This is a genomic window from Ketobacter alkanivorans, from assembly GCF_002863865.1.
Lineage (GTDB): Bacteria > Pseudomonadota > Gammaproteobacteria > Pseudomonadales > Ketobacteraceae > Ketobacter > Ketobacter alkanivorans.
In genome coordinates, this window is record NZ_CP022684.1 from 972,074 (window position 1) to 984,545 (window position 12,472).

Annotated in this window: 10 protein-coding genes and 1 pseudogene; all 11 read right to left on the reverse strand. The window is 47.4% G+C overall.

Going from position 1 to position 12,472, the window contains the following annotated elements:
- Nucleotides 1-61 precede the first annotated feature (61 nt).
- The 11 genes and pseudogenes from Kalk_RS04025 to flgK all read right to left on the reverse strand — a co-directional run bounded on the left by Kalk_RS04025 (nucleotide 62) and on the right by flgK (nucleotide 12,437).
- Nucleotides 62-1,498, reverse strand: coding sequence for a sigma-54 dependent transcriptional regulator (locus Kalk_RS04025; RefSeq protein ID WP_101892976.1), 1,437 nt, complete (start codon nucleotides 1,496-1,498; stop codon nucleotides 62-64).
- Nucleotides 1,499-1,632: 134 nt separating this feature from the next.
- Nucleotides 1,633-1,947 carry a hypothetical protein gene (locus Kalk_RS04030; RefSeq protein ID WP_101892977.1) on the reverse strand — a complete coding sequence of 105 codons (315 nt, stop codon included), beginning with the start codon at nucleotides 1,945-1,947 and terminating at the stop codon, nucleotides 1,633-1,635.
- A gap of 3 nt (nucleotides 1,948-1,950) precedes the next feature.
- Nucleotides 1,951-2,376, reverse strand: coding sequence for a flagellar export chaperone FliS (gene fliS, locus Kalk_RS04035; RefSeq protein ID WP_101892978.1), 426 nt, complete (start codon nucleotides 2,374-2,376; stop codon nucleotides 1,951-1,953).
- A 28-nt stretch (nucleotides 2,377-2,404) separates the two neighbouring features.
- On the reverse strand, nucleotides 2,405-3,817 hold the full coding sequence (gene fliD / locus Kalk_RS04040; protein ID WP_101892979.1) for a flagellar filament capping protein FliD: 1,413 nt from the start codon (nucleotides 3,815-3,817) through the stop codon (nucleotides 2,405-2,407).
- A gap of 191 nt (nucleotides 3,818-4,008) precedes the next feature.
- Nucleotides 4,009-4,470: a flagellar protein FlaG gene (locus Kalk_RS04045; RefSeq protein ID WP_101892980.1), complete on the reverse strand. Its 462-nt coding sequence runs from the start codon at nucleotides 4,468-4,470 to the stop codon at nucleotides 4,009-4,011.
- A gap of 97 nt (nucleotides 4,471-4,567) precedes the next feature.
- Nucleotides 4,568-5,083, reverse strand: a complete 516-nt coding sequence (locus Kalk_RS21745) for a flagellin (RefSeq protein WP_267892450.1) — start codon at nucleotides 5,081-5,083, stop codon at nucleotides 4,568-4,570.
- A 27-nt stretch (nucleotides 5,084-5,110) separates the two neighbouring features.
- A pseudogene (locus Kalk_RS21650) lies at nucleotides 5,111-6,166 on the reverse strand (flagellin N-terminal helical domain-containing protein); the annotation flags it as partial.
- A gap of 287 nt (nucleotides 6,167-6,453) precedes the next feature.
- Nucleotides 6,454-7,398 carry a GSCFA domain-containing protein gene (locus Kalk_RS04055; RefSeq protein ID WP_101892982.1) on the reverse strand — a complete coding sequence of 315 codons (945 nt, stop codon included), beginning with the start codon at nucleotides 7,396-7,398 and terminating at the stop codon, nucleotides 6,454-6,456.
- A 135-nt stretch (nucleotides 7,399-7,533) separates the two neighbouring features.
- Complete coding sequence (locus Kalk_RS04060) at nucleotides 7,534-9,060, reverse strand: flagellin (protein ID WP_101892983.1); 1,527 nt, start codon at nucleotides 9,058-9,060, stop codon at nucleotides 7,534-7,536.
- 160 nt (nucleotides 9,061-9,220) lie between these two features.
- Nucleotides 9,221-10,444: a flagellar hook-associated protein FlgL gene (flgL, locus tag Kalk_RS04065; protein ID WP_101892984.1), complete on the reverse strand. Its 1,224-nt coding sequence runs from the start codon at nucleotides 10,442-10,444 to the stop codon at nucleotides 9,221-9,223.
- A gap of 10 nt (nucleotides 10,445-10,454) precedes the next feature.
- Nucleotides 10,455-12,437 (reverse strand): flagellar hook-associated protein FlgK, encoded by a 1,983-nt coding sequence (gene flgK / locus Kalk_RS04070; protein WP_101892985.1) that lies wholly within the window; start codon nucleotides 12,435-12,437, stop codon nucleotides 10,455-10,457.
- Nucleotides 12,438-12,472 lie beyond the last annotated feature (35 nt).

Below are 12,472 nucleotides of genomic sequence, written 5' to 3' on the forward strand. Positions count from 1 at the left end.
TATCCGTTTTTTGCTAGATATGCCATTTTCTGCAAGAGCTATGCCTATTCAGCTGCAGACGCTAAATACGATTTAAATCGTACTTTCGCATTTTCTCAACGAGAGTAGTTCGCCGGATCTTTAGCTTTTCCGCTGCGCGTGCCACCACGCCATTACAGTCATCCAACGCTTGCTTAATCAGATTGCATTCAAGATTGGATAAATATTCCTTTAAATCAATACCATTTACCGGCAGCAATGCGGGTGTATCCATGCTTACATATCCAGGCATGCCCATAATGGTTTCGGCCGTTTCTTCTGGTAGCTCTCTGTCTTCATCGGTATCGTCAACGTGACGGAACCGCTTAGGCAAGTCCGAAACGCCCACTACGCCATAAGGGTGTGTAATTACCAAGCGCTCAACAAGATTAGCCAGCTCCCTAACGTTTCCTGGCCACTCATGACGACATAACGCCATGATCGAGGCTGAGTTGAAGCGGATCGAGCCTCTTTTCTCATTCTCGATTCTTGCTACCAATTCGTTCAACAGCAGGGGGATATCTTCGGTGCGCTCTCGCAAAGGAGGCATTTCAATGGGAAACACGTTGATGCGGTAATACAGATCTTCGCGAAACTTTCCTTCTTTGATGTGCTCTTCCAGGTTTTGATGGGTTGCAGCAATCACTCTGACGTCAGCTGTATAGGTTTTAGATCCACCTACCCGCTCAAACGTACGTTCCTGCAAAACCCGCAGCAACTTAACCTGCATGTGCAGGGGCATGTCGCCTATTTCGTCCAAGAAAATGGTACCACCCTGAGCCAGCTCAAAGCGCCCCGCCCGACTGGTTATCGCTCCGGTAAACGCGCCTTTCTCATGCCCGAACAGCTCACTCTCCAGCAGCTCTTGAGGGATTGCTCCGCAGTTAACAGGGACAAATGGTTGGTGACGCCGATGAGAATTGTAATGAAGGTTGCGGGCAACCACTTCCTTACCGGTTCCGGACTCACCTGTGATCAAGACATTCACATCTTTATCAGCAACTTGAGCCATGAGCTCGCGGACATTCACCACTGATCGGCTGGTTCCCACAAGGCTTCGAAACAACTGAGCTTCGCGCCTTTGCGCTCGCACCGGATCGGCAGACAGGTGCTCCTTGTACACTTGTGCACGATGCAAGGTATCCATCATTTTGGTGTAGTTGGGTGGTGTCTCGACTCGGGCAATAACCGCCTTTTGAGTATCCTCGCATTCGATCTGTTCGGTATGGGCCTCATCTACCAATATCAAAGGCAATGCCGGATCCCAATCAATCAGCGCCTGAGACAGATCGGAAAGCCCCTTAACAGCACCAACGATGGCGCAGGTAAAGCTGCCCTGGCCATGCTGCTCCAGAACCTGCCCCCAATTGGATTCGTCGGCCTCAACGGTTTCTTCACCGACGAAATCCAAAATAACCTTTAAATCGTGCCGACGGGGTGACTGACTATCAATGAGTAATACTTTTATTTCTCGCCACATGGCTACAATACTTAATCCGTAAAAGTTGACGCAATTCTTATAGTTAACCTTCAGTAAAGGTTCTGAATGCTATTCAGTCAAATTCCTGACGCAACTTTTTTAAAAAAGAGAGGGTAATGTGAATGGATGCCTGATCAGGCACCCATATTTCGAGCTATATCAAGGTACTTATGCGTGCTGACACTATTGCGCCCCAGTGTTTGTAACTGACTGCCTGCCTCCACTTTGGCTTTCTCGACCAGCTCAATAGCCCGACGATAACTGACAAGCAGCAGATCCATATCGTCCGCAAGCTGAGCCAGATCTTCACCGTGTCGATCCGGCAACGGTAAGCTTTTTCGCAGAAAACGATCACAATCCTGACTGATCACCCGTATCGACTCCAAATCGCCATCATCCAGGGCCAGCTCTAATTCTTCAGTGTACTTTACAATTTGAGGGATCAACATACATCACCCGTTAACTGTCTGGTTCTGTTCAGAGAATATCTCTTGAGCTTGTTGGGCTATGCCATCCCACCCATCTTTAACTTCGCGCATCAGCTTTATGACCTCTTCAACCGGCTCTCTGGTCTTTTCCCTGGATGCATCGTACAAGCGCACGGTCATATACTCATAAAGGTTATCAAGGTTTTTTGAAATATCTCCGCCCTTCTCATGATCCAGAAAACTCTGTAATCCGCCAAGAATGGTGATCACTCGCCCCAAGTGACGGCCTCTGCCTTCAAAGTCCTTTCGGTCAATACAGCCCAGTGCCTGCTGCAAGCTGTCCAGAGCCCCTTGGTACAGCATACCGATCAACTGATGAGGGTTTGCACCTTCAATGCCGGTTTGCTTGTTCATTTGTGCGTACTGTTGCGCACCTTTCTTCATGTTCATAGCAACAACCCGTTATCTCAACCGTTTATTAGTCACGCGTCAGACCTTTCTTGATCACATCCAACTGCTGGGTAACAAAATCGCCTGTGCTTTGCAGCTGCCCCACCAGAATGTCAAGATTGGTATACTGAAGCCGAATTCTTTTTTCATAGGATTCAATACGCAGGTTAAGTTTCACCCTTTGCTCATCGATATCCTTTAATTGATTCTGAAAAGTTGCCGTTCTACTGGCCAGCACGCCTCCGCTGCTAAGAAAAGAATCCAGCCGATCATCAAGGCCTTTGAAAATGCCGCCATCTCCGGCCAATAACTCTGCTACATCATCAAAATTGGAATTCAAGGCACCTGTTAGTTTGTCGCTATTCAACGCCAAAGAGCCATCACGCTGCGTGGTAATACCGATGGAAGCGAGAGATGAGTAGCTGCTAGCGGCCCCTTCCAAGGCACTGCCTATTGCTCTACGTATCTGAGTCTCTATAGTTCTAGCGGCAAAATCACCGGTCAGCAAACCGGCTTCATTGGCCTGAACGTCATAATCAGTCAAGTAGTTCAGGGTATCGCTCAACAGATTGAATTCATCCACAAACTTCTGTAGACGTTCCGTGATCAGTGATTTATCCAGCGCAACAGTGAGAGTTTCGTCAACACCGGGATTGGCAGCATTGGCAGTAATCGTTACGCCCTGAATAGCGTCCTGAAATACATTTGTTGAGCTGGTGACCGAGTACTCTCCATCTATCAATATCTCGGCATCCAAGGCCTCACTTTTCTCGGTCATGTTGGCATTAATCAAACGGGACAGACCCACATTATCGGTATCCATTCCGTCAACATCATCAGTAACCGTGACGGTGATGCCATTTGCCGCACCAGTCTCATCAGAGGTCAAAACCAACTTTGAAACACTTCCACCCATGCCGTCGCTGATAGTTAGTATGCTGGCAGTAACACCTGGGTTGTCTGCCGCATCATTGATTGCATCACGGATATCACCCAGGGTGTTGTTGTCGCCGGCTACAATGTTGACGCTAAAACTATTGCCACCGACGGCTATGCTGAGCGTGCCCGCACCAACCGCCTCATCGAGGCCGGTGAAATCAGCATTACTAACCAGTTTGTGGTTAGATGCTAACTGCATTACCTGAATATTGGTGGAACCCACCGCTGCACCACTGCTGGCTGTGGCTGTAAAAGTCGCCTCATCTGATGAATTGGCAGATCGGGCGGCAAGTCCTTTCACAGTGGATAGGCCAGAAAGTGCCGATTGAAAATCTTTCAAAGAACTTTTGAGGGATCCATATGCGGAGATTTCTGCCTGGATTTCAATTTCACGGGTATCGAGCCGAGTCTGCGTCGGAATTCGCTCAGCATTAGTGAGTGTCTCGATAATGGTTTCTATGTCCAGGCCTGAGCCTGTACCCGCTGCAGTGATGGAAGCCATGCTAACCTCGTGTTGCGAGATGTGAAGTATGATCGCGATATGCGATTGGGATCTTTACTTGACTGAAGTCACGCAAAAACCATACCACCATGCTCACATATATACCTACTTGATCAGGTTATGTAACCCTACAAGTATAGTATCGGCTCGGCATCAATTCTCTTTAATACCCGATTGATATAGTTACCGGCTCAGGCTTTAGAATTAATTATTGAGCCCTCTCTAATGCCATCAGCACCCTGATCAATTGAGTTAGCCAGATCAAGCAAATCCTCTGGAGGTATCTGCCTGATTACCTTGTCGGTTTCCTTGTCGATCACCGTAACGATGATCCTGTTTTCCTCTTCAGCGACACGAAAATCAAGGCTGCGTTGATTTTTATTCATCAACTCCCGAACCTTAGGAATCGCCTGATTAACCTTTTCCTTAACTTCTTCGTTACGCGCCTTGGCAATAGCAGCTTCCGATACTGTATTCTTTTCGGCCTCTGGCGCCTTAACCTTAAGCGAGTCATCTTTTGGAGTCGGCACAGAATCCTGTTTCGGCTCCACAACCTCTTTACCTTTGGGATCTGGTGCTTTGGGCGAAGCGACCCCGCCCGCCGAACTAGTTCCCGGGTTGAGGTTAAGATTTACTGGTCTGTCGTTTATCATAAATACCACCTAAACAACAAATGCGGGCGCCCAAGGTTTTAACCTCGGGCCCCGCGCCAAGCTAATGACGTTGTTGCTCACCTGGCCTTGCTGGGGGTTACCCCAGCAAGGATAGCGCTTGCTGCGGTAAAGCATTAGCTTGCGCCAGCACCGAGATACCGGCTTGTTGCAACACCTGGTTTTTCGACAAGTTCGCCGTCTCTGCCGCAAAGTCCGCGTCTTTAATTCGACTATTTGCTGCAGCGAGCGACTCTGATACCGCCGACAAGTTACGTATGGTTGATTCAAATCGGTTCTGAATCGCACCTAACCCTGCCCGGAAGGAGTCGATCTGCCCAAGAGCACTATCCACTGTCTGAATCGTACGGTTAGCTGTTTCAACCGTTGTGATATCAGCATTGGCAAGAGTACCTGTAGCCTGAACGTTGCTCACATCTTCATCGGTCTGGAAGGTAGAACCACCAGCTGCGTCACCCAAGATAATCGAATCATTGGCAGTGATCGTTATAGATCCCACTTTCTGATCATCAGTAAGGGTCGCACCACCTAGGGAGCTTGCTCCTCCACCGTAGAATAACGTCTCGACATCATCCGCTTCGCCCACGTTAACCACGACATCTCGACCATCTTCGGCGGTCAGTATCAGCTCTCCATTGTCACCAATGCTGGCTTTTACGCCGGTAAGATCGGATTTCGCGTTGATCGCCTTGGTCAAAGATCCATCTGCGTCACGCTCCTGGAAGTTTACGGGTCCAATATCAACGCCGTTAATATTCAAACCGCCATTATCGAGGGAGCCTGCCCCAACGTACGCTTCGCTGGCATCGATACTTGCGCCAACTGCCGAGGCAGCATCTGAATAATCGTAGGTAGTCTTCGCTGTTGCGTAGATACCATCCATATTTTCAACGCCATCTTCACGCAGCGTGTTAATTCGCTCTGCCAGATCTTTCGCCTTACCGGAACCATAATCATCTAACGAGGTATCAGTTAGTGATGCAGCAGCGTAGCTCAACTGCAGATCTGGATAATCACCTACCGATGAACTCAGCACGCCTACTGATAAAGTGCCGCCGCCGACTGTTGTACCCAGAGTAATGGTAAAACCACTTGCAACTGTACCGCCAGCATCAACGCCCACACCAGAAATACTGGATGCAGTGGTCTGAACTACACCTGGCTGGCTACCCAATTGACTGGTTCTGGCATCAACACCGCTAACTTGTACAGTTTCGCCAGCATTAGCACCGATCTGGAAACTAAGTGACTTAATGGAGCCGTCAGCTACTTTGTTACCGTTAAAGGTAGTGGTTTCTGAAATACGATCTATTTCCGAAACCAGCTGATTTACTTCCTCTTGCAGCGATATACGGTCTTGCGCACTGTTTGTGGCGTTAGCAGACTGTACCGCCAGATCTCGAATACGCTGGAGAGAGGTTGTGATCTCATCCAAGGCACTTTCTGAGGTCTGTGCAAACGAAATACCGTCATTTGCGTTTCGAACCGCGATATTCAAACCGCGGATCTGAGTCGTAAAACGGTTGGAAATAGCCAATCCAGCAGCGTCGTCTTTGGCGCCGTTAATACGCAGACCAGAAGACAAACGTTGCAATGAAGTCTGCAATGAGCCCTGCGATTTGTTCAGATTTCGCTGCGCATTGATAGACGAAATGTTTGTATTAATGATTTGTGGCATTGTGTGTCTCCTGCTCTCTTATCAACACGACCCCATATTTAGGGGGTAGATTCTAGTTAGCCTCCATGAGGCCGTGCTACTTAATGCGTTCTCACCTAATTTATCGGCCATGATTCAAACAACTTAAGATAATTCTTTAAATCATATGGTTCCTAAATATCGATTTTTTATACCCTAACTACGGGCAAACACTATAGGGAACCCTGCCAACAAGGTATCTGTCGGCAGAAAACACAGCCACTTTAGGAAGAAAGCATGAATTGGAGGATAAATTACGGCGCGGAGGCCTAAGCAGAGAAAAAGGAGGAGATAAACCCGTTAACGATCATTTTGACTACATCAGGTTGAACGTGACGGCCGTCTTCAATGAAGGGATTCTTGATGGCATTGCATATATCATAACTTTGAAAATAATGGACATGGTTATGACGCCGACACACCTGAGCTGCTGCCGTGCGCAACAATGACTTGCTTTCCATATTGGCAACATAGACATCATTATCTGTAAACGTCCTCCCCAACGGCACCGGCGAGACTGTAAACACTATGTTTGCATTAGGATTTAACACCCCGATATGCTCAACTATGTGCTCAAGGTTACGCACATTCTCTTCAAAATCGCTGAGGTAAAACTCTGTCTCATCTAACCCTCCACCCTCGTTATATCCAGGCTCCATACAGGCTACCCTTTGATTATGTTTGATTTTCCAAACCTCTATAAGGCCAAGGGTAATGAGGAATCCGTCCGCTGCTTTCATGCCATTATGAACGACACTGTCCAGCAATCGAGTGGCATGTCGAACATCATCCAACGTCTTTCCGAAGACGCAACGCCGATAGGGATCTTGGAAGGCTTTGTCACCGCCCCACCAATTATCTTCAACTTGCCAGTAATCATCATCCTGCTGCTGCCATAAACCAACAGCACGGGCAAACTCCTGCTCGATACTGAATGTATTGTAATAGTTGAAATTCTCCCGATCTGGCAGGCCACCGATACGAAAACGATCAGTATTCAACTCCAATTCATCCAGCCTGGGAAACACCGAAAATCCGCGTTCTTTGAGAGCTTCTCGGATCTCAACTGCGAAGCAACTGCCCAATGTAAAAATATTGGAATTTCTATTAAAGATAGGGTTATGGGGAATGGTTTGTATAGACTTATCGTTAAAGCGACTCCAATATTTATTGACTGTTCTCTGATCTTTAACAATCAATCTGAACTCACTCATAGAATTTCCCTTTATCTTTAACACGCTGGAGTAGGTACAATATTCGCCTCCCGCCAACTATAGTCAAGATCAAACTGCCCAACCGCATCAAAGTCCCCCTCTCTATCTTTATCAGATTAAAGAGGGGGAAAGGTATTAGCCCTGTAATAATGAAAGTACCTGCTGAGGCAATCCGTTAGCCTGAGCTAGCACGGATATACCTGCTTGCTGCAGCACCTGGTTTTTAGACAGATTGGCCGTTTCTGCAGCAAAATCAGCATCCCTTATGCGGCTGTTGGCAGCTGACAAGCTCTCGGCTACTGCTGATAGGTTACGAATAGTGGACTCAAAGCGGTTCTGTATTGCACCAAGCTCTCCTCGGAACCCATCGATCTGGGCCAATGCGCTGTCCACTGAGTCCATGGTCAGATTCGCCCCATCTAGGCTGGTGATATCTGCGTTTGCAATGGTACCTACCGCTTGCACGTTGTCATCATCATCAGCCGTTTGATACGCGCCCAAGGCAATAGTATCTTTTGCTGAGATGGTTAAGGTTCCAGATTTAAAATCATCCGTAAAATCTGCAACCGTTGTACCTGAACCGCCGTTATAGAGTAAATCACCGGCGCCATTCTGTGTGGTAACAACCACATCGCGTCCATCAGTTGCCGAAAGTACCAGGCGGCCATTCTCATCCACACTGGCATGCACGCCGGTTATCGTGGATTTGGCGTTAATCGCCTGTGTTAACGCACCATCGCCATCGCGCTCAAGGAAAGTAACCGGGCCGATATCCACACCATTGATATTTATATCACCGTTGGCCAGTGAGCCAGTGCCAATATAGGCGTCGGCTGGCGCAGCAGAAGCCGCAGTATCCAGATAATCATAGGTGGTTCGTGCTGTTGCATAAACACCTTCCAGGCCTTCAACACCGTCTTCACGTAATTGGTTGATTCTGGCAGAAAGGCTTTTCGCAATACCATCACCATAATAGTCCGAGCTAGGATCTGTCAGCGCTGCCAGGGAAGCGCCTTGAATCTGGCCGCCATTGGCTAGTGTTGCCGCATCAATAGTGGCTCCGCCACCTATATTGATATAAAAATCGGTGAGTACGGTGCCATCGGCCGCTGCAATGCTTGATGCTGTACTTTGAACAACACCAGGCTGTGATCCCAGAGAGTTAATACGGGCATCCACACCAGACACCTCAACACCTTCTCCGGCATTCGCACCAATCTGAAAATAGTACGACGACAAGGTACCATCCAATACATTACGGCCATTGAAAGTGGTGGTGGTTGCTATACGGTCAACCTCATCAATCAGCTGATCCACCTCTGCTTGCAATGAAATACGATCTGCCTGACTGTTGGTATCGTTTGCAGACTGTACGGCAAGATCCCGTATACGCTGCAGTGAGGTCGTGATCTCATCCAAAGCACTTTCTGTTGTCTGCGCCAAAGAAATACCATCATTGGCGTTCCTGATCGCAACGTTCATGCCTCTAACTTGGGTAGTAAAGCGATTAGATATCGCCAACCCTGCGGCGTCGTCTTTCGCGCTGTTTATGCGCAGCCCGGATGAAAGCCGCTGCAATGATGTTTGCAACGAGCCTTGAGACTTGTTTAAGTTACGCTGAGCGTTGATAGACGAAATATTCGTATTAATAATTTGTGGCATTTTAGTATCTCCTACTCCGCCTTCCTTTATTCAATAGGGTTTGAGGAAGGCTCAATTAATTTGTCTGTTAAAACCAGTGGCATGAAAATTTTGTATCATGCTAGCCTCCTCGCCATTGACCATACTGTAATAAAAACTCTGTACTCATCTGCAAACCACGCTATATGAATTCAAAAAGGGATAGATTCTGAACCTTAACAAAACTTTGTTGCGCAGCCTGCAATGCCAACGTACGCTTATTTAACTCTGTTATTGCTTCTGCATAATCCAAATCCTTAACAACTGAAAGTGCTGATTGGGCCTCCACTTTGAGGCTTTCATTAATTTCACTTTCGCTCTCAATAACATTCAGGCGACTACCGACGCTGGCTCTTACTTCATCGATATGCGTCATCGCTTGATCAAGATTTTGCAGGCCAACATTTAAGGCATTCTGAAACGTCGCCTGCAATGTTGAGGTACTATTGGGGATCTCAAGAGCCGTTATGATTTGATTTACGGTGGCAAAAACAGATTGCCGGAAGCTAGGCTCAACAGTGAAGCTATCACCTGATGAAGGCAGGCCTGAGATCGAATAGTTAATGCCATTAAAAGACACCCTAGTGTCTTCATCGTATAGCGGTAGCGGCGCAGCGTAGACCGGCCCAGTATTAGCACCTGTAATCTGATACTGGAGTGCACCACTTCCATTCAAAGAGAAATCTATCGTATATACATCACCAACGTAGAGAGTCGGATCTTCCAGAACCGCCGAACTGATAACACCTGTACCAAGGTTTGATGGATCACCAGCCGCTACAAACGAACCATTGCCAGTTTTGATATCAAAAAACACTTCATCGCCACTATTGCCACTTTCTACACGGACCGAAGTATTAACATTGACATTCAATACACCCTGATCACCGTTGTACGAGATATTACCGGTACCATCAGCAGTGAAAGGCCTCACATTTGATTTGAACCCTGAAAACAGATACTCACCATTGGCTAATTGGCTATTACCAAGGCCCACCAGCTCGTCTAATCTTTGTTTAATCTCAACGGTAATAGCTGCCCTATCTGCCTGATTCTGAGTAGCATTGGCAGCCTGCAGAGTAAGCTCTCTAATTCGCTGAAGGATGTCGGTTACGTTGGACAAACTCGACTCTTCAATCGCGAGCTTAGTCTCAGCAGTTTGCCCATTGGATATATACTGAAGGGCATTATCGATCTGCTTTTGCAGATCCAGAGCGACGGCAGAACCAATAGGGTCATCTGAAGGCTTGAGAATTCGAGTACCTTTGGATAGCTGTAGCTGGGTCTGACTCACCTTGGACTGATTGTTGAGAATCGAGTTCGTGCCCTGGGAAAACGTCTGCGATGTTGAAATTCTTATAGGCATGTCAATATCCTCACAGCGAACTTATGATCGTATCGAACAGTTCGCCGGACACCTGAATAACTCTGGCAGATGCCTGGTATGATTGCTGGAACCGAATAAGATTCGCAGCTTCCTCGTCAAGATTGACTCCTGATATTGACTCCCATTGGGTTTGTGATTGCGTAAGTATGGTTTCTGCGGCTTCTTGACTGACGGCGGCGTCGTTGGTTCTTGTACCCACACCGCTTACCAGCTGTGCGTAGGCCCCCTGATAACTGACGGTGCCACCGGCTATAGTTTTTTCTGCGCTTAGCTGCCCAAGCAGAAGTGCGTTACGGTTATCTGCAACACCACCATTGTTGTAGCTGATCTCAACAACGTCATTTGTACCAGGGTTACCATTGAAAACGACATCGTAACCAGAGGCCGGATACAACCCGGCCTGACTTAACAGACCATTGGATTGGCCCGGAGTGAATGCCACGGCTCCAACTACAACCGCATTAGTACCAGCATCGACTACGTCATAAGATGTAGCGCTCGTGAATTCAACACGATAGGCAGGCGTCAATGAAAAGGGAGCAGTGGCAAAATCAACAGTAGTGGTATCAGAGACAACAACCTGCTCCACAAATCCACCACCTGTATTCGCAGAAGGCAAATTGGTCGAAACAGGCAGTGCCGCTGCTATTTGTCGTACGTCAGTGATATCTACCGTCATCTCGGACGCACCACGACGGGTTGGCAACACTCTAAAATTGTCCCCATTCGCAGGCGCACCGGAGATAAAATTCAGAGTAAACCCATCAGCAGTAGTGAAGGTCCCGCCTGCACCCGGATCAGCAAACGTAGAATTTGTAGTGCCGTTACCATTGAATAGCGTGTAGTTACCGGTTCCTGCATCGTAGCGCAACCGATAATCTTGAGTTGTCAAAAGATTCGTATCATCAATTGTTACGGATATTGATGCAGTGCCCGCATTCGACACATTGGATGCAATCCGGGAAAACTGGGCTGAAGGCAAATTTATATCGCCAAAGAATAATCCACCTAGCTGATTATCCAAGTCCATACCGAGCTGATGCTGATCGTTAAATGACTCTGAAACCGCCAGAGACATCCGACCCAGTTCATTGAAAACAGGATCAATCAGATCTTCTCTAACTGACAACAATCCTCCCAGCCGGCCACCGCTTAGAAAATCGGTAATATTCTGTGAGCTTGTTCCATCTGTAATAATGATATCTTTTCGGTTCAATCCTGTAGAATTAGACACCGTTTGAACCGAGAATGATTCATTGCCGATAACCAAAGGCTGGCCGCTGCCCACAAATACACTCAGGCTCAGGTTGGACTGCTGTATAACATCTACGCCTATCAGTTCAGCCAGCTGCTTAACCGCTTCATCGCGCTGATCAAGCAAGTCATTAGGAAGCTCACCTGTGTTATTCGAATACACCGACTGAATTGCTTGATTATATGAGGCAATACTTTGGCCCAACTGAGATATCTTTGACGTGACAGCATCCAATTCAATATTAAGCGTCTCGTTAGCCTGAAAAACCTGCTCATATACTGTATTGAACCGATTTGCTAACGCCTCGCCACTGCTTAAAAGTACCTGCCTGTTGGGGATCGATGCCGGATCGTTTGAAACATCCTGAACCGCATCAAAGAATGACTGTAGAGATGGCGTAATCGCGGTTGAGTCATCACCAAGCAATTGATCCACACGAACCGCATATTCGTAGTAAGAATCGAATGAGTTAAAAGAGGAAACGTCACGACGCAATTGATCAACAACATACTGATTGCTGACTCGAGCGATGCTATTAATATCGACGCCCTGGCCAACAAATGACCCCCCGTAAGATTGCGGAACCCGTGTGGCCAATCCAGTTGTTTGACGGCTATAGCCATCGGTATCGACATTAACAATATTATGGCTAGTGGTCGAAAGCGATGTCTGACTCGCTTTCAAACCTGATAATGCTATGCCTGCAAGATCTGCCATTAGTGTTATCCGCTTTCAAAAGTTCTTGTTTACTA